The organism is Streptomyces sp. NPDC041135, from assembly GCF_055592085.1.
Genome location: NZ_JBVIYZ010000002.1, coordinates 240,497 through 258,980 on the forward strand (window position 1 = coordinate 240,497; position 18,484 = coordinate 258,980).

At 76.7% G+C, this 18,484-nt stretch carries 8 protein-coding genes; 5 read left to right on the forward strand and 3 right to left on the reverse strand.

Features of this window, described 5'->3' with window-relative positions; genetic code table 11:
- Positions 1–30 precede the first annotated feature (30 nt).
- The 3 genes from ACZ6CZ_RS05325 to ACZ6CZ_RS05335 all read left to right on the forward strand — a co-directional run bounded on the left by ACZ6CZ_RS05325 (position 31) and on the right by ACZ6CZ_RS05335 (position 9,919).
- Positions 31–7,341 carry an amino acid adenylation domain-containing protein gene (locus ACZ6CZ_RS05325; protein ID WP_469015014.1) on the forward strand — a complete coding sequence of 2,437 codons (7,311 nt, stop codon included), beginning with the start codon at positions 31–33 and terminating at the stop codon, positions 7,339–7,341.
- Positions 7,338–8,573 carry a cytochrome P450 gene (locus tag ACZ6CZ_RS05330; protein WP_469015018.1) on the forward strand — a complete coding sequence of 412 codons (1,236 nt, stop codon included), beginning with the start codon at positions 7,338–7,340 and terminating at the stop codon, positions 8,571–8,573. Before ACZ6CZ_RS05325 ends, ACZ6CZ_RS05330 begins: the two co-directional genes overlap by 4 nt.
- A 77-nt stretch (positions 8,574–8,650) precedes the next feature.
- Positions 8,651–9,919 carry an MFS transporter gene (locus tag ACZ6CZ_RS05335; RefSeq protein ID WP_469015021.1) on the forward strand — a complete coding sequence of 423 codons (1,269 nt, stop codon included), beginning with the start codon at positions 8,651–8,653 and terminating at the stop codon, positions 9,917–9,919.
- Between the two features lie 15 nt (positions 9,920–9,934).
- Here ACZ6CZ_RS05335 and ACZ6CZ_RS05340 read toward each other — a convergent pair whose 3' ends face one another.
- From ACZ6CZ_RS05340 to ACZ6CZ_RS05350, 3 genes are all read right to left on the reverse strand, one after another.
- Positions 9,935–12,850 carry a helix-turn-helix transcriptional regulator gene (locus ACZ6CZ_RS05340; protein WP_469015024.1) on the reverse strand — a complete coding sequence of 972 codons (2,916 nt, stop codon included), beginning with the start codon at positions 12,848–12,850 and terminating at the stop codon, positions 9,935–9,937.
- Positions 12,851–13,001: 151 nt separating this feature from the next.
- The gene (locus tag ACZ6CZ_RS05345; protein WP_469015027.1) at positions 13,002–13,205 is read right to left on the reverse strand and encodes a hypothetical protein; all 204 of its coding nucleotides are present in this window, start codon (positions 13,203–13,205) and stop codon (positions 13,002–13,004) included.
- A 187-nt stretch (positions 13,206–13,392) separates the two neighbouring features.
- Entirely contained in the window at positions 13,393–16,530 is a 3,138-nt protein-coding gene (locus tag ACZ6CZ_RS05350) for a type 2 lanthipeptide synthetase LanM family protein (RefSeq protein WP_469015030.1), read from the reverse strand.
- A 611-nt stretch (positions 16,531–17,141) separates the two neighbouring features.
- On the opposite strand from ACZ6CZ_RS05350, the gene ACZ6CZ_RS05355 reads away from it, so the two are divergent.
- Together ACZ6CZ_RS05355 and ACZ6CZ_RS05360 are read left to right on the forward strand one after the other, a co-directional pair.
- Complete coding sequence (locus ACZ6CZ_RS05355; protein WP_469015032.1) at positions 17,142–17,753, forward strand: LuxR C-terminal-related transcriptional regulator; 612 nt, start codon at positions 17,142–17,144, stop codon at positions 17,751–17,753.
- Positions 17,750–18,424 (forward strand): response regulator transcription factor, encoded by a 675-nt coding sequence (locus ACZ6CZ_RS05360; RefSeq protein ID WP_469015036.1) that lies wholly within the window; start codon positions 17,750–17,752, stop codon positions 18,422–18,424. Before ACZ6CZ_RS05355 ends, ACZ6CZ_RS05360 begins: the two co-directional genes overlap by 4 nt.
- The last annotated feature ends 60 nt before the right edge of the window (positions 18,425–18,484 follow it).

Below are 18,484 nucleotides of genomic sequence, written 5' to 3' on the forward strand. Positions count from 1 at the left end.
TCTTTCACGAGTAGGAACGGAAGTGCCCTGATGACCACTTCGGACGTGCGTCCCGGTCCCCTCGCCACGAGCAGCGGCCTGTCCCCGGCCGCGCGGCGCCTGCTGGAGCAGCGGCTGCGCGGGCGGGCGGCCGCCCGTGACGACGGCCCCACCCGCATCCGGCCCCGCCCGGACCGCATCCCGCTGTCCGCCGCCCAGCAGCGCCTGTACTTCCTCGACCGGCTCGACCCCGGCGCCGCGACCTATCTGCTGCCCGCCGCCTGGCGGTTCACCGGCCCGCTGGACGTGAGCGCCCTGGCGGCCGCCGTCACCGCCCTGGCCGACCGCCACGAGCAGCTGCGGACCGTCTTCCGCGAGCACGAGGGCACGCCCTACCAGCAGGTGCTGCCGGCCGGCGGCACGTCCCTGGACGTCGTCGACCTGCCCGGCGCACCCGATGACGGGCAAGCGGACGCCCTGGACGCGGCCGAGCGGGAGCGGCGCCTGGCGGCCGCCGTGCACGCCGCCGCCACCCGCCCCTTCGACCTGGCCCACCACCCGGCCTTCCGGGCCACCCTGATCCGCGCCGCCGCCGGTCACGACGGCCCGGACGAGCACCTGCTGGTCCTCGCCATGCACCACATCGTCTCCGACGGCTGGTCGCTCGACCTGATCGTCCGCGACCTCGCGGAGCTGTACCGGGCCAGGACCGAGCACCGCGACCCGCGCCTGCCCGACCTGCCCGTCGACTACACCGACTACGCCCTGTGGCAGCGCGACGCCGACCAGAGCGCCGCCCTCGACCACTGGCGCTCCCGGCTGGCCGGACTGACCCCGCTGGAGCTGCCCACCGACCACCCCCGCCCCGACACCCCCGGCAGCCGCGGCGCCGCCCACACGGTCACCCTGCCGCCCGCGCTGACCGGCCACCTGGCCGACCTCGGCCGGCGCACCGGCACCACGCCGTACATGACGGTGCTCGCCGCCTTCCAGGCCGCGCTGGCCTTCCACAGCGGGCAGAGCGACATCGCCGTCGGCACGGTGGTCGCCGGCCGCGAACGGCCCGAGACGGAACAGCTCGTCGGCTTCTTCGTCAACACCCTGGTGCTGCGCGGCGACCTCTCCGACGACCCGACCCCCGCCACGCTGCTGGAGCGCACCCGGGAGCGCGTCCTGGACGCCTTCTCCCACCAGGGGCTGCCGTTCGAGCAGGTCGTCGACGCCCTCAGCCCCGAACGCGACCTGGCCCGCAACCCGCTCGTGCAGGTCCTCTACACCCACTCCGCGGCGGGCGGACCCACCGGCTTCGCCCTGGGCGACGTGACCGGCACGCCGTACCGGATCGACCTCACCACCGCCAAGTTCGACCTCACGCTCGACCTGCGCGACGGCGACGGCCGTACCGACCTGGTCTTCGTCTACCGGCCCGACCTGTTCGACGAGGCGTCCATCGCCGCCCTCGCCCGGCACACCGTGGCCCTGCTGGAGGCGTTCCGCACCGCCCCCGGCACCCCGCTCAGCGGCATCGACCCGCTCAGCCCCGCCGAACGCGCCCACCTGCTCGGCCCCGACGGCCCCGCCCACCGCACCACCCCCGCCGCCCCGGCCCTGCCCGCGCCGACCGCGCCCGAGCGGCTCGCCGGGCACGTCGCCCGCACCCCGCACGCACCGGCCGTCAGCGGCGCGGGGCGCACCCTGACCTACGCCGCACTCGACGCCGCCGCCTCCCGGCTGGCGCTCCGGCTGCGGGCCGCGGGCGTGACCCCGGGCTCGCTCGTCGGCGTCTGCCTCGACCGCACGCCCGACCTCGCGGTCGCCCTGCTCGCCGTGTGGCGCGCCGGTGCCGCCTACCTCCCGCTCGACCCCTCCCACCCGCGCGCCCGGCGCGAGTTCACCGTCACCGACTCCGGCATCGACTGGGTCGTCACCGACCGGGCCACCCGCGCGGCCGTCGAGGGCATGCCGGTCGGCATCGTCCAGCTCGACGACACCGCCGCACCGGACACCGGGCAGGCCGACGGCGGCGACCTCGCTCCCGCGCCCGGCGACCTCGCCTACGTCATCTACACCTCCGGCTCCACCGGCCGGCCCAAGGGCGTCGAGGTCACCCACGCCAACCTCGCCTGGCTGCTGGGCGCCGCCGACCGGCACTTCGGCTTCGGCCCGGACGACGTCTGGACGCTGACGCACTCCCCGGCGTTCGACTTCTCGGTGTGGGAGCTGTGGGGCCCGCTGACCAGCGGCGGCCGGGTCGTCGTGCTCGGCGCCGACGAGGTCCGCGACCCCGCCGCGGTGCACCGGGTGCTGCGCGAGGAGGGCGTCACCGTCCTCAACCAGACCCCGGCCGCCTTCAAGGGCCTGCGCGCCCACCTCGCCGCCGCCGGGTCCGGCTTCGGCGACCTGGCCCTGCGCACGGTGATCTTCGGCGGCGACGCCTTCGACGTGCGCGACTACCGCGACTGGTTCACCGCCCCGGGCCGCCGTCCGGACCTGGTCAACATGTACGGCATCACCGAGACCACCGTCCACGTCACCTTCCGCGCGATCACCGAGGACGACGTCAGCGCGGCGGTGCGCTCACCCATCGGCCGCCCGCTGGACGGGCAGCACGGGTACGTCCTCGACGCCTGGGGCCGGCTGGTCCCGCCCGGCAGCGTCGGCGAACTGTACGTCTCCGGCGGCGGCGTCGCCCGCGGCTACCGCAACCGCCCCGAGCTGACCGCCGAACGCTTCCTCGACGACCCCTTCGGCCCGCCCGGCGCCCGCATGTACCGCACCGGCGACCTGGTACGGGTGCTGCCCGACGGCCAGCTCGGCTACGTGGGGCGCGCCGACCACCAGGTGAAGATCCGCGGCTACCGCATCGAACCCGGCGAGATCGAGACCGCCCTGCGCGCGCTGCCCGGAGTCGCCGACGCCGCGGTCGTCGCCCGCCGCGACGGCGGCACCGCCCGGCTCGTCGCCCACGTCGTCACGCCCGAGGGCCGCCCGCTGGACGCCGCCGCCCTGCGCGAGGGGCTGCGGCTGACCCTGCCCGACTACATGGTCCCGGCGCTGTTCGCGCGCCACGAGCGGCTGCCCCTGACCGCGAACGGCAAGGTGGACCGCGCCGCCCTGACCGCCGTCGCGCCCGCCGACCGCGGACCCGGCGGCCAGGTGCCGCCCGAGGGCCCGGTGGAGCGGACCCTGGCCGGGGTCTGGACCCAGGTGCTCGGCTGCGAACACGTCGGCCGCGGCGACAACTTCTTCGACCTGGGCGGCGACTCCATCCTGGCCCTGCGTCTGGTCGGCCTCGCCCGGCAGGCCGGACTCGGCTTCACCGTCGCCGACGTCTTCCGCTCCCGCACCCTCGCCGACCTCGCCGCGGCGGCGACCGAGGCCATCGACACGCCTCCGCCCGTCGCCCCGTTCTCCCAGCTCGACCCCGCCGACGCCGAACGGCTGCCCGACGGCCTGGAGGACGCCTACCCGCTGACCATGCTCCAGGCCGGCATGCTGCACGAGATGCTCGCCGACCCCTGGCGCGGCGCCTACCACAACGTCACCGACCTGAAGATCACCGTGCCCGAGGGGTTCGACCGGGCCGCGTTCCAGGCCGCCGTGGACGCCGTCGTCGCCGGCCACCCCATCCTGCGCACCTCCGTCGACCTCGTCTCCTACCGCGAACCCCTCCAGCTGGTGCACCGCGCCGCCCACCTCCCCGTCGGCTACACCGACCTGCGCGGGCTGCCCCGAGAGGAGCAGCGGGCCCGGCTGCGCCGGTTCGTGGACGAGGAGTTCGCCCGCCGCTTCGACCTGGCCGCGGCCCCGCTGGTCCGCATCCACCTGCACCACGTCACCGACCACGAGCTGCGGCTCGTCCTCACCGACTGCCACGTCGTCCTGGACGGCTGGAGCCTGACCTCCCTCATCGCCGACCTCCTGGCACTGCACCGGGAGGCCGTCGCCCACCGCACCGCCCCCCGCCCCCCGAGCGCCCCCGCCTTCGCCGAGTACGTGGCCCTGGAGCGGGCCGCCGTGGGCAGCGAGGAGTCCCTGGAGTACTGGCGCGAGCGCCTCGCCGACCTGCGCCCGGTACGCCTGCCCCGCCGGGCGGCCGGCGCCGGCGCGGACCTGCCGCCGGTGCACGAGGTACGCCGCTCCTACGCCCACCTCGCCGAACGCATCGGGCAGCTGGCCAGGCGGGCCGGGGTGCCCCGCCGCACCGTGCTGATCACCGCCTTCCACCACACCATGAGCCTGTTCGCCCAGCGCGACGACAGCGCCCTCGGCCACAGCGTCGGCCTGGTCACCAACGGCCGGCCCGAGGTGCCCGGCGCGGACCGGATGCGCGGACTGTTCCTCAACACCGTGCCGTTCGGCGTCGCCCGCCCGCGCGGGAGCTGGCTGGCCTACCTGCGGGACGTCTTCACCGCCGAGCAGGAGATGCTGCCGCACCGCCGGGTGCCACTGGTCCGCATCGCGCGCCTGCGGCCCACCGAACCGGACCTGACCGACGCCGTGTTCAACTACGTCAACTTCCACCGGCTCTCCCACGACACCTGGGACGAGTCGCTGGAGATCGCCCGCACCATGTTCCCGCTGCTGGTCAACGCGAGCGTCAACGAGTTCACGCTGGACGCCGACACCGAGCGCGTCGCCCCCGCCACCGCCGAGCAGCTCGCCGACGTGCTGTGCGCCCAGCTGGAGGCGATGGTCGCCGACCCCGGCGCCCCCGTGACCCGGCCCGCGCTCACCGGCGCCGCCCGCAGAACCGCCCTGGAGGACTGGGCGCGCGGCCCCGCGATCCCCTCCTCCCCGCTGCTGTTCCACGAGCACATCGCCGCCCACGCCGCCCGCACCCCGCACGCGGTCGCCGTCGAACACCTCGGACGGCAGGTGACGTACGGCGAACTCCACGACGGCGCCGAGCGATTGGCGCGGCGGCTGCGGCGGCTGGGGGTGGGCCCGGAGACGGTGGTCGGCATCTGCGCGGAGCGCGGACCGGACCTGGTGCGGGCCGCCGTCGGCGTGCTCCGCGCGGGCGGCGCCTTCCTGCCGCTCGACCCGCAGCACCCCACCGAGCGGCTGGCGTTCATGGCCGGCGACAGCGGGATGCGGGTCCTGCTCACCCAGACGGCGCTGGATGGCACGGTGCCCTTCGACGGGCCGGTGATCCACCTCGACGCGGACGCGCCCGCCGACACCGCCGATGCCCCGCGCACCGGCGAACCCGGCGCCGACACCCTCGCCTACATCATCTACACCTCCGGCTCCACCGGCACCCCCAAGGGCGTCGCCATCCCGCACCGCGGCCTGTCCAACATGCTCGAGGGCCAGCGCGACCTGGTGCGGCCCACCCCCGAGGACCGGGTGCTGCAGTTCGCCTCCTTCGGCTTCGACGCCTCGATCCTGGAACTCACCTGGTCCCTCGCCAACGGCGGCCGCCTGGTGACCGCGCCGAGGGACGCCCTGCGCCCCGGCCCCGACCTCGCCCGCACCCTGCGCGAGGGCGGCGTCACCTGCGCCATGCTGCCGCCCAGCGCCCTCGCCGTCCTCGGCGAGGACGACTTCCCCGGCCTGCGCGTGCTCCAGGTCGCCGGCGAGGCCTGCCCGGCCGAACTCGCCGACGTCTGGGCCCGCGGCCGCCGCTTCCAGAACGTCTACGGCCTCACCGAGACCTCCGTGTGGTCCGTGGCCGCCGACCTGAGCCCCGGCCAGGGACGGCCGCCCATCGGCACCCCGATGCGCAACACCCGCGTCCACGTCCTCGACGAGGACCTCCAGCCCGTCCCCGCCGGCGTCCCCGGTGAGATCTACCTCGGCGGTCAGGCCGTCGGCCGCGGCTACCTCGGCCGCCCCGCGCTCACCGCCGCCACCTACGTCCCCGACCCCTACGGCGCCCCCGGCGAGCGCCTGTGCCGCACCGGCGACCTGGGCACCCACCGGCCCGACGGCTCGGTGGAGTGGCTCGGCCGCCGCGACAGCCAGGTCAAGCTGCGCGGCTTCCGCATCGAACTCGGCGAGATCGAGCACGCCCTGCGGCAGCTGCCCGAGGTCCGCCAGGCCGTGGTGCTGCACCGCACCGACCTGCCCGGCGAACCCGCCCTCGTCGCCTACCTGGTCGCCCGCAGCCCCGAGGAGCCCGACACCGAGCGGCTGCGCCGCGCCCTGCGCGCCTCGCTGCCCGGATACATGGTGCCCGCCCGGTTCGTCTTCCTCGCCGCCCTGCCCGTCAACCGCAGCGGCAAGATCGACAGACGGGCGCTGCCCCTGCCGCCCGCCGACCGCGCCGACAGCGAGACCGCCTACGTCGCACCGGCCACCCCGGCCGAGAAGGTCCTCGCCGAGGTGTGGCGCGAGGTCCTGGGACTGGCCCGCATCGGCGTCCACGACGACTTCTTCCGCATCGGCGGCAGCTCCCTGTCCACCGTCCGGGTCTCCCTGATGGCCGCCGCACGGGGACTGACCGTCTCCGTCGGCGACCTCATCGAGCACCCCACGATCGCCCAGCTCGCCGAGCACGTCACCCGGGCGGACGCCGCCGCCGTACCGGCCGCCGTCACCTCCGAGGTGCGGCTGCGCGACGGACGCGGCGCGCCCCTGTGGTGCGTGCACCCCACCGGCGGCAGCGCCGCCTGGTTCGTGCCGCTGGCCCGCGCCCTGCCGCCCGGCCGCCCCGTGCACGCCTTCCAGGCACGCGGCCTGCTCGGCGGCGTCGACCCGAGCACCGTCTCCGGCATCGCCGCCAACTACGTCGCCGAACTCACCGAGTCCGACGACCGCGGCCCGCACACCCTGCTGGGCTGGTCCATGGGCGCCAACATCGCCCTGGAGATGGCCACCCAGCTGCACCAGGCCGGCCACCGCGCCGCGCCGCTGGTCCTCGTCGAGCCCTACCTGCCCAACCCCGCCGCCCGGACGAGGCTGACCACGGTCGCCAAGGACCTGCGGGAGGCGCTGCGGCTGCGGGACCGGCTGCGCGCGCTGCCGCCCTCGCCCCGGCGCGACCGGGCCACCGCCGAACTCACCGCCGCCCTCCTGGGCGCCGGGATGAGCCCGGCCGAGGCCTCCCTGGTCGAGGACGCGCCGATCGAGGTCTGGCACTCGCTGCTCGCCGCGCTCGCCGCCTACGAGGTCCGCCCCTACCCCGGCCACATCCACCTGGTGGTGGGCAGCGAGGCCGCCGGACTGCCCCGCGGCCGCACGATGCCCGGCCTCGACGTCGACTACGACACCTACGTCGAACGCTGGCGGGAGGTGGCGGGCGAGGGACTCACCCTGCACGTCAGCGACGGCGACCACATGTCGATGATGGCGGAGCCGAGGGTGGCCGGCATCGCCGCGCTGTTCGCCTCGCTCGGGACGGAGGCCGGACGATGACCGTCACCACCGCCGCCCCCGCCTTCGCCGAGCGCTACCTCCTCGCCCCCGACATGGTCGCCGAGCCCTACGGCTACCTCGACGCGCTGCGCGCGCACGCACCGGTCCACTGGAGCCCGATGCACCACGCCTGGCTGGTCACCGGATACGACCAGGTCATGCAGTGCCTGCGCGACCCCGCGGTCTCCGCCGACCGGGTGCGCCCCCTGATGGACGCCGTGCCGCAGGGCGCCCGCGAGGACGCCGAGCGCGCCTTCTCGATCCTGTCGCGCTGGATGGTCTTCAACGACCCGCCCCAGCACCGCCGGCTGCGCCAGGTCTTCCAGGAGGCCTTCGCCGCCCGGGCCGTGGCCCGCTACCGCACCTTCACCGAGCGGGCCACCGCGGCGGTCCTCGGCCGCCGCGCCACCCCGGGCCGGACCGGCGACCTGCTGGCCGACGCCGCCAAGCCGCTGCCCGCCCTGGTCTTCGCCCGCTGGCTCGGCATCCCGCCGACCCACGCGCCGTCCTTCTGGTACTGGAACGCCCGCGTCGCCGACCTCGTCCTCGGCACCGCCCAGGAGGAGAGCGAGTACCGGGCCTCCCTCCAGGCGCTGGTGAGCCTGGAGGACTACCTGGCCGGGCTGGTGAACGAACGGCGCGCCGAGCCGGGTGACGACCTGATCGGCTCGGTGCTGCGGGCCGGACGGGTGGGGGAGTCCGTCACCGTCGAGGAGTTCACCGGGATGCTCACCCAGATGGCGTTCGCCGGCGGGGAGACCACCAGCAACCTCATCGCCAACACCGTCCTGGCCCTGCTGACCCGGCCCGACCAGCTGGCCGCCGTCCGCGAGGACCCGGCGCTGGTGGCGGGGGCCGTGGAGGAGACGCTGCGCCTGGACGGCCCGTCCAAGATGTCCATCCGCACCGCCGCCCGCGACCTGGACCTCGACGGCCGCACGCTGCGGGCCGGGGACCGCATCTTCCTCGTCACCGCCGCCGCCAACCGCGACCCGGCCCGCTTCCCGGACCCCGGCCGGTTCGACGTCCGGCGCACCGGCGCCACCCACCTCGGCCTCGGCTTCGGCGCCCACTTCTGCATCGGCGCCGCACTGGCCCGGCTGGTCGCCGTCGCCGTGGTCGGCACGCTCGTCCGCGACCACCCGGACCTCGCCCTGGCCGACCCCGCGGGGCTCACCTGGCAGCCGTCGCTGCTCAACCGCGGCCTGACCGCGCTGCCCGTCCGCTATTGACCGGCGACCCGCAGCGCGTGCGGCACCCGGCACCGCCCGCCGGGTGCCGCACGCGCCCCACCACGAAAGGCCCCACCATGGCCACCACCACCCTCGCCGGCGCCGGCCCGCGCCTGTGGGCACCCGCCCGGCACCGCCCCTTCCGGCTCCTGTGGCTGGGACAGTCGCTGTCCCTGCTCGGCGACGGCTTCAGCGTCGTCGCCTTCTCCTGGATCACCCTCCGCCTGACCGGCTCCACCCTGACCCTCGGCTACGTCCTCGGCTTCCAGGCCGTGCCGCGCGCCCTGCTGACCCTGGTCGGCGGCTCGCTCAGCGACTCCTGGTCCACCCGCACCCTGATGGTCGCCTCCAGCTGGACCCGGGCCGTGCTCATGGCCGGGGTCGGGGCCGCCGGGCTGAGCGGGCACCTGACGGTGTGGATGCTGTGCCTGGCCGCCGCGGCCTTCGGCGCCGTCGACGCCTTCTTCCAGCCCGCCCGGGTCTCCATCCTGCCGTCCGTGGTCGACGAGGAACTGCTGACGCCGGCCAACGCGCTGCTGGGCACCGGGGCCCGCACCGCGGCGGTCGTCGGACCCGCCGTCGGCGGCGCGGTCATCGCCGTCACCGCCGCGCCGGTCGCCTTCCTCGTCGACGCGGTCTGCTTCGCGCTGTGCGGCTGGTGCGTCTCCCGCATCCGCACCGCCCCACGCACACCGGCACCCGCCGCCGCGGACGGCGGGGCGTCCGGCCGCCCCGAGGCCCCGGCGTCCCTGGGCGCCCGGATCCGCGAGGGCGTCGCCTACACCTGGCGCGACCCCCGGCTGCGCACCGTCGTCGCCCTCGACACGGCCGTCAACTTCTGTTACGCCGGGCCCTTCACCGTCGGCTTCGCCACCCTGGCCGACCAGGTGCTGCGCGGCGGCTCGGCCACCCTCGGCGTCCTCAACGGCTCCCTCGCCGGCGGGGCGATGCTCGGCACCCTGGCCGGCGGCGCGCTGGGGGGCCGCCCCCGGGTGGGCCTGCTGGTGGCCGCGCTCGCGGGCTGGCTGGGCGCCGGGATGGCCGTCCTCGGCCTGGTGCACAGCACCCCGGCCGTGGTGGCGACGGTGCTGGCCATGGGCTTCGCCATCGGCTTCCAGGGCGTGTTCGGGCTGAGCTGGATCCAGCGCAACATCCCGCAGGGCGTGCTCAGCCGGGTCGTCTCCGTCGACATGGTCCTCGGCTACGCCGCAGCCCCGCTGTCGCTGATCCTGTGCGGCGCGCTCGCCCGGGTCGCCCCCTTCGCGCTGTTCGGGATGGTGGCGGCCGTGCTCGCCGTGACCGCGGTGGCGGTGCTCGCCTCGCGGGCGGTGCGGGAGATGCGCTGAGCGGCGGTCACGGGGTCACGGCGTCCGCCAGGCGGCCGACCGCGCGCACAGGTCGGCGCGGTTGGCCGCCCCGGTCTTCGTCATCAGGCTGGCGATGTGCTTCTCCGCCGTGCGGGGGGAGATGAACAGCCGGTCGGCGATGTCCTTGTTGCTCAGCCGCTCCGCGAGCAGGCGGAACACCTCGAACTCGCGGACGGTGACCCCTTGGGCGCGCAGCTGCTCGGGGATGCCGCTGGTGCCCGTGCGGTGCTGGTGCACCGGGGCGCCCAGCCGTCTGAGGCCGGCCCGGCAGGCGTTGGTCACGGCCGGCACGTCCCGCTCGTGGAAGTGGTGCTCCGCCCGCCGCAGCCAGCTCACCGGATCGCCCCAGCCGTCCTCGTGGGCCGCGTCCGCGATCAGCCGCAGTCCGAGGTGCTGGGCCGCCGGGTAGGCCTCGGCCACGGCCAGCGCGGCCTCTGCCGTCTCCGCCGCCCGCGCCGCCTTGCCCTCCCGGCCCAGCAGCACGGCGTCGGCGAGCATCACGAACTGGCGGTTCCACCGCATCCGGGCGACGGCGGTGGCGGTGATCTCCTCGTGGCGGGCGCGGCCGGCGTCCCCGGCGAGCACGTCCAGCAGCAGCATGATGCCGCGGGTGCCGCTGAGGTGGTAGGTGGAGGGGTTGCCCCGCTCCAGCTCCACCACCGTGCGCAGTTCGGCGCGGGCCAGTTCGCGGTCCTCCTCCATCAGCGCGCAGAAGGCGCGGGCCAGGCCGAGGCTCAGCGGTTCCTCCTGCGAACCGGCGCCGTCCCACTCGGCGAACGCGGCCAGCGCCGCGTCCATCGCCGCCCGGTCGCCCAGGTGGGCGCCCAGCGTCGCCTGCGCCATCAGCACGTACCGCACGGCCGGGGCCAGCCGCAGCCGGCGTACGACGGCCAGGCACTCCTCGGCGGCGGCGCGGGCGGCGTCGTACTCCCCGCGCAGCACGGCGTCGAGGACGAGGATGCCGTCCACGGTGTGCACGATGTTCACCGATCCCAGCCGCAGCGCCTCCTCGCGGGCGGCCAGCAGCCCGGTGGTGTCGCCCTCGGCGAGCCAGGTGCCGCCGCCCATGCGGGTGGCCGCGTACATCCGCTGCAACGGCAGCCGGTGGCGTTCGGCGGCGGCGAGCGCCTGCTCCAGCATCGCCTGGGACTCGTCGGGGTCGCGTTCGCGGGCGACGGTGGCCAGCAGTTCCCAGGCCTGGCAGGCGACGGCGGGCAGCCCGTACCGCTCGGCGGCGTCCGCGGCGGACCGGGCCAGCTTCTCCGCGTGCTGGGTGCGGTCGGGGCCCGGGGTGTCCAGGGCGAGGTAGGCGGCGGTGACGTCGACGGCCGCCGCGGTGGCCTCGTCCGGGGCGGCGCCGAGCACCTCGCGGGCCCGGGTGATCTGCCGGTTGCCGTCGTACCAGCGGCCCGCGGTGTGGGCGACCTTGGCCAGCCGGGTGTGCAGGGTGGCCAGCCGGGCCGGGCTCAGCCCCGAACCGTCCAGCGCGTGCAGGTCCTCGGCGAGGTCGAAGGCGCGGGCGAAGTCGCCGGCCTCGGCGAGCGCGGGCAGCAGGTGTTCGAGCACCTGGGCCCGGGCCTGCGGATCGCTGCCGGAGGCCAGCAGGCTCTCCGCGCGGCTGAGCAGGGTGACCGCGGAGCCGAGCGCCCCGGCCGCCAGCGCCCGGGCGCCGGCCTCGGCGAACAGCCGCCCGGCCCCGGTGGTGTCCCCGGCCTCCCGGCGCAGCCCGGCCGCCAGCGCGCACCAGTCGCCGGGCAGCCCGGGGTGCAGTTCCTCGACCGCCTCCGCCCCGCGCCGGGCCAGCTCGGCGCGCTGACCGGGCGTCAGCTGGGTGAACAGCGCCTCCACGGTGAGGGAGTGCCGGAAGGAGTACCAGTCGGGCGCGGGCTCGTCGGGCAGCACCAGGCGGGCGGCGACCCCGGCGTGCAGATGGCTCAGCAGGGCCCGGTCGTCGATGCCGGTCATGCGCTGGAGCACGGTCAGCGGGAAGCGCCTGCCCAGGACGGCGGCGGCCGACAGCAGGGTCAGGCCCTGCGCGCCCAGCCGGTCGATCCGGCGCAGGATGCCGCGGGCCAGCGTCGAGGAAACGTCACTGCGCAGATCTCCCACCGCACGCCAGCCGTCCGGCCCCTGCACCAGCGTGCCGGCCCCGATCATCGACTGGAGGAGTTCCTCGACCAGGTACGGGCTGCCCGCGCTGTCCTCCCACAGCTGCTGCCGCACCGGCGCGGGCACCTCCTGGGCGCCGGCCACGCCGAGCTGGGCCGCGACCATGTCGTCGACCTGCGGGCGGGTCAGCGGCGGGAGTTCGACCAGGGTGGCCACGCCGCGCCGCCGGGCGGACTGGGCGAGGTCCAGCGCGTCGCTGAAGTCCGTGCGCACGGTGGCCAGCAGCAGCACGGGGCTGTACTCCAGGTTGTCCACCAGGTATTCGAGGACACCGAGGGTCTCGGGGTCGGCGTCGTGCAGGTCCTCCAGCAGCAGCAGCCGGCCCTGTCCGCGGGAGGCGGCGATGAGCAGGCGCAGGACGGCCTCGCCCAGGATCACCATGGAGCTGTTCTCGCGCTCGCCGGTGTCCCAGTCGGGTATCAGCCGTCCGAGCACCGGGCGGTAGGGTCCGAGCACCAGGTCGTCCAGCGGCTCGCCGCTGCGGAACAGCGACATCAGCGCCTCGGTCAGCGGCCGGAACGGCACGGCCGGGCCGGTGGTGCTGCTGCGTCCGCGCAGCACCCGCATCCCCGTCCCCAGGGCGGTGCCCACCGCCTCCGCCGCCAGCCGCGACTTGCCGACACCGGCCTCGCCGACCAGGAAGACGACGCCACCGCGTCCCTCCCGGGCATCGGACAAGGTCCGCTCCAGCAGGTGCAGTTGGGAGTCCCGCCCGACCAGGGATGGCGCATGGGAACGCATGAACGCAGATGATAATCGGAAATTCGGGACCTGTGGCAGGACGCCCCGTTCCCAACTCCGCGCCGCCCCGCGCGAACACGGCGGCGCGGGTGCCGCCCCCTTCCCGTGGGGCGGACCCGCGCCGCCGTGAGCTGCCGGCGCCGGCGGCCGGTCAGCGGGGCGCGGAGACCGAGGTGTCGATGCTGCTCAGGGTGATGACGATCCCGCTGGTCAGCACCATCCCGGCCAGCACCCGGGCACGGGCGCAGGCGCGGTTGCGGCCCGCGAGGGTGATCCCGCCCGCCGCGTCCTGCTCGGTGGCGGCGGCGGCGTCGGCGGCGGTGGCGGCGGGGGTGGCGGTGACGTGCTGGTCCATGACGGTGAGCCCCTTGTGAACGGACCGTGCGGGCGCACGGGCGGATGGGAGGTGGACGTAACGCCGTGGTGCGGGAGGCGGCCGGGCGGTGACGGCCCGGCGGTGACGGTCGGACGTGACGGTCGGACGTGACGGTCGGACGTGACGGTCGGGTGGTGGCGCCCGGTGACCGGGCGCGGGCCGATGGTCAGGTGCCGGGGTGGTCCAGGAGCAGGACGGAGGGGACGCGGCGGGGGTGGGCCAGGCGCAGCAGGCCGTGGCCGATTCCGGCCAGGCCGGTCAGCAGGCCGGGGGAGGGGACGTGGTCGGGGGTGGCGCACCGGTGGGCCTGGGCCTCCACCAGCGCGAGCACCTCGCCGGTGCGCCGGGTGAGCGCCTCGCCGGCCGGGCCGCCGGCCACGGACAGCGCCTCCAGCGTGCCGAGGGTGCCGTCGCCCTGGCTGAGGTCGGGGCGGACGTCCAGACCGGCCAGCAGCCGTCGGGCCCGGGGCAGGTCCGGGTGGCCGGGCAGCCTGGTCGCGGCGGCCACGATCCCGGCGAGCCCGGAGGACCAGGACGGCTCGGCGGGCCCGGCGACGGCGTCCGCCAGCGCGGCACCCAGCATCGCCCGGCCGGCCTCGGCGTGGGCGGCGGCCCGGCCGGGCCGCAGGGCCGCGTACCGCAGCAGCGCCCAGCCGATGCCGGCGGCGCCGTCCGCGAAGCCGGTGGCGCCGCCGGTCGCGTCCGCCGTCGTCGGCAGACCGCCGGCCACGGCGTCGGCCAGCCAGAGTGCCTCGGCCGACCCGGTCGCCTCGTGGACGGCGACGGCGGCGGCCAGCGCGCCGGCCCGGCCGGCCGCGAGACCGGGGTCCGGGCAGGCCGCCACGGCGTGCCGCAGCGCGGTCAGCGCGTACGGCAGGCACTCCGCCAGCTCCGGCCCACCCGCCGGGTCGTCCGGGTGCGCGGGCCGGTCGCCGAGCAGGGCGGTCAGCCGCACCAGGGCGTACAGGATGCCGCCGAGGCCGTCGTAGGCGCCCGGTCCGGCCGCCGCGCTCAGTTCGGGATCGTCGGCCAGCGCCTTCAGCAGGGCGGGCAGCGGCCGTACGGCCTCGCGGGCGAGCGCGGCGTACCGCCCGGCTCCGGCCAGCGCGTCGGCCTCGGCCAGGAACAGCGCCACCCCGCAGTAGCCCTGGGCGAGCCCGGCTCCCAGGGGCAGCACCGCCCAGTGGGGCCCCGACACCCGTTCCAGGCCCAGCCAGTTGGCCCGGCCCCCGGACCGGACCGCCCGGGCGGCGATCTCGTCGGCGATCCCGCAGGCCGCGGCCAGCAGCCGGGAGGCCTCCGGCGCCACCGCGGGCACCGCCGCCACGGCCAGTTCCGAGCGGGGCCGCTCCAGCGGGGACCCGGCGCCGCGGGCGGCGAGGGTGGCGCGGACGATCCACTCCTGCTCGCGGCAGTCGATGTCGTCCATGCGGGCGATCTTGTCGCGTACCGCGGTCAGGCTCGCCACCGGCAGCAGGCCGGGCAGCCAGGTTCCGTCGGCCGTCCGGACCCCTGTGCCGGACGGCCGGTGGACGAACAGGGGCACGTCACCGCGCCACAGGTCCGCCGTCTCGTGCTCGACGAGCCGGCCGCGGGGCGCGTCGTGCGCGGACTCGGTCCACAGCACGGCGAAGACACCGTCACGGGCCAGCGCGTCGCCGAGCAGCGACGGGTGGGTCGACTCCTCCAGGAGGGTCGCGTACAGCCGGGTCGAACGGGCGATCAGCCGGGCCGGGCTGTCCGACCGCAGCACCAGCGGCCCGTCGTCGGCGAGGAGTTCGGCGCCGTGCTCGGCGATGGCCGTGTACGCGGTGCGGAACCCCTCCAGCAGGGCGGCGCGGTGGTCGGCGCCGTCCAGGGGGCGGCCGTCGGGCAGCGGGTGGTTCTGCGCGGCCGGGCTGAGCAGCGGGGCGCGCACCGCCCGCATGGTGTCCGTGCCGCTGTCCAGCCAGTGCAGCCCCTCGCTCGGGTAGGTGCCGTCGGTGGACCGGCCGAGCGCGGAGATGTCGAGCGCCCCGTGCTCCCCGATCAGCAGGTGCGGCAGCAGGCAGGTGCGGTGCACCGAGGCCTGCAGGGCGTCCGCGGCCGGGTCGCAGCCCGCCGTCGTGGCCTGCGCGAGCCCGGTGTGCAGCAGCGTCTCGGCGTCCACCAGCACCGGCTGGTCGCCGCACGCGATGACGTTCTCGTAGTGCATGTCCGCGCCGTCCACCGCGTACAGCAGGGCCAGCAGCGCGCCCTGCCGGCGGTAGAAGGCGTCGGCCTCCGTCACCGACCGGCACCAGCGGTGCTCGACGAACTCCAGCCAGCCGTACTCCGCGCGGCGCAGGGTCCGCGCCGTCCGCAGCAGCAGCCCGGGCACCTTGGCGCCCAGCCAGCCCACCAGGTCGTCCAGCAGCGCGTGCTGCTCCAGCGGCCGCGGCTTGTAGACCAGCCGCGCCCCGTCGGCGAAGCGCAGCACCGCCACCGACCGGTTGCCCTGGTGCCCGTCGCCGAGCCCGAGGTCGACGCCGGCCAGCGCGCCGGGAGCGCGGCCGTCCAGCAGGACGGCGGTCAGCTCGTCGCGGTCGGCCCGGAAGCGGTCGATCAGTTCGGCGGCGGCGTCGGCGGCGTCCAGCGCGGTCTGGCCGAGCATCCGGGCCAGCACCGGGTAGGCGGCGAACAGCGCGCCCAGGCCCTGCCGGGTGCCGGTGGCGGCGACGAAGGAGGCGAACCGCTCGCGCGGGCCGGCCCCGGCCAGGCGTCCGGCCCGGCGGGCGGAGTCGAGTTCGTGGACCAGCGTGCGCGCGGCCTGGCCGACCAACTGGTGGGTGAGCCGTGCCTCGAACGCCGCCCGCCACACCGCGCGTTCGGCGTGCGGGACCCGCTCGAGCGGGCCGTCGAGCCGGTCGGCGGCCGCGGCGACGAGCGGCCGTACGACGGGGGCGAACGCCTCCGGGCCCTGGGCGGTGTCCCTGGCCGCGAGCACCGCCGCGGCGCCGTCCGCGGCGTCCTCGGCGCTGTCCTCCAGCGCCCGCTCCACGTAGGCGGCCCAGCCCGGCTTGTCCGCCCGGGCGGCCAGCCGCTCGGCCGGCTCGGCGGCGAGCGCCGCGGCCGTGCCGGTGTCCACGCCGAGGTGCGCCAGCCGCGCGGCGAACCCGTCCAGGTCCCCGGCGGCGGCCCAGGGGGCGCGGCCGGCGGTGGGGGCGGTCGGCGCCGCGGGATGTCCCGGGGCGGCGAGCCGCTCCGCGAGGGACAGCGCCGGGGCCCACCAGGTGTGCGGCAGGCAGGCGCTCCGGGGAGTCGGGAGGCTGGCGGTTTCAGTCACGGCACGAAGGTCGCAGATCCCGTAGGGCCCCCACATGGGGAAGCGACCCCCATATTCTGCGCGGGCCCCCGCCCCGCCCCGCCGGCACTTGGCGACCGGTGCGCCGCCCGGGCGCCGGGAACGGCGGAAACCGCAGGTGGGCGGGGTGACGCCGAGGGCGCACAAGCGGCCTCCGGTCCCGCGGCACCGGAGGCGGACTACGTACGTTCCTCCGTCGGCAGGGCCCTCCACCGCCCCTCCCGGCCCCCGTCCGGGCCCGGCTACCCACGACCGGCGCTCCCCCCGCGCCCCGCCCGCCCCCCGGTCCCGCTCCACCCGCACTCCGGTTCCGCTCCACCCGCACTCCGGCCGGACTCCACCCGTGCCCCGGTCCGGTCCAAGCGCCCTCCGCCCCGCCCCCGGTGCCCTCCCGGGCCGCTTCCGGCGTCACCGCGCCGCCGCCGCGGGGGCCGCCCGGGGCGCCGTGCGGGGTGCGGGCACGCCGCCGGGGGCAAAGCTGGGGAACGACTACCGATGTTCCCCACCGGGCCGGCCCGCCACTGTGCTGTGCAGTACCCCAGACCGCCCGCAAGGCTCACGACCGGGCGGACGACCTTCCCAAGGAGCAGCAGATGGGAGCACCCCTACCCGTCGGTGTGGTCGCCCTCGACCCGGTGCTGGAGGCCGGCACCCGCAGTACCCTGCTCGCCTGCCCGGAGCTGGCCGTGTGCCGGCCCGGTGACGCACGCGTCGCGGTCCTCACCGTGGACCGCCTGCAAGCCGGGGAACTCGACATGGTCCGCGCCACCCGCGCCGCCGAGAACCGCCCCGCCGTCGTCCTCGTCGCCGGCACCCTGGAATCCGGGGACGCCCTGCACGCACTGGCCGCCGGCGCCCGGGGCCTGCTGCTGCGCCGGGAGGCCGACGCCGCCCGCCTCGCCCACGCGGTGCTGGCCGCCGCCCGCGACGACTGCACCCTCCCGCCCGACCTGCTGGAACAGGTCCTCGACCGGGCCGGGACCTCCCGGCACACGGCCGGCGGCTGGGCGGGCAGCGCCCTGTCGGACCGCGAGCGGTCGGTGCTGCGGCTGGTCGCCGACGGCCACGAGACCGCGGAGATCGCCCAGCGCCTCGCCTACTCCCCGCGCACCGTGACCACCGTCGTCCACGACATCACCCAGCGCTTCCGGCTGCGCAACCGCGCGCACGCGGTGGCCTACGCACTCCGGGCGGGCCTGCTGTGACCACACTGACCGCGGCTCCCACCGCCGCCACCGCTCCCGCCGTCCCCGTCCCCACGCCCCGGATACGCGTCCCCGCCGCCCGCGGGGCGGACCGCGTCCGCGCCCTCGCCGAGCGCGCCGGGCTGGTCTTCGCCCCGCCCGCCGCCGACGGCGAGTGGCAGACACCCAAGCCCGTCCAGCGGGCCCAGGAGACCCGCACGGTCACGGTGCTCGTCGCCGACGACGCGGAACAGGCGCTGCGCGGCGCCCGGGACGGCGGACCGCTGCTCGTCGTCTGCGGCACCGTCACCCACGCGGGGCTGCGGCTGGCCCTGCGGGCCGGCGCCGTGGTGCTGCGGGCCGCCGACCTCACCGGGGAGAGCCTGGTGGCCGCCGTGCGCCGGGCCGGCCAGCCGCACCCGAGCATCCCCTACCCGGTCCTCTCCCACGTCCTGACGACCGGCCCCCGCCCGGCCGGACACCCCGCGGAGCCGGCCGGACCGGCGCTCACCGCACGGCAGACCTCGGTCCTGCGCCTGATGGCCGACGGCCACGCCAACGCCGACATCGCCCGGCTGCTGTCCTGCTCCGAGCACACCGTCAAGAACGTGATCTACGAGGTGATGGCCCGCCTCCAGGCCCGCAACCGGGCCCACGCGGTCGCCCACGCCGTCCGCCACGGCCTCATCTGACCCCGGGTCCACGTCCTGGGCCGCCGCCCCGGTCACGTCTCGAAGCCCCGTCGGCCTGCC

Bases quoted from the DNA above. Each gene is read 5' to 3' on its own strand.
- ACZ6CZ_RS05325 (WP_469015014.1), top strand. From the start codon at position 31: ATGACCACTTCGGACGTGCGTCCCGGTCCCCTCGCCACGAGCAGCGGC.
- ACZ6CZ_RS05330 (WP_469015018.1), top strand. From the start codon at position 7,338: ATGACCGTCACCACCGCCGCCCCCGCCTTCGCCGAGCGCTACCTCCTC.
- ACZ6CZ_RS05335 (WP_469015021.1), top strand. From the start codon at position 8,651: ATGGCCACCACCACCCTCGCCGGCGCCGGCCCGCGCCTGTGGGCACCC.
- ACZ6CZ_RS05340 (WP_469015024.1), bottom strand. From the start codon at position 12,850: ATGCGTTCCCATGCGCCATCCCTGGTCGGGCGGGACTCCCAACTGCAC.
- ACZ6CZ_RS05345 (WP_469015027.1), bottom strand. From the start codon at position 13,205: ATGGACCAGCACGTCACCGCCACCCCCGCCGCCACCGCCGCCGACGCC.
- ACZ6CZ_RS05355 (WP_469015032.1), top strand. From the start codon at position 17,142: ATGGGAGCACCCCTACCCGTCGGTGTGGTCGCCCTCGACCCGGTGCTG.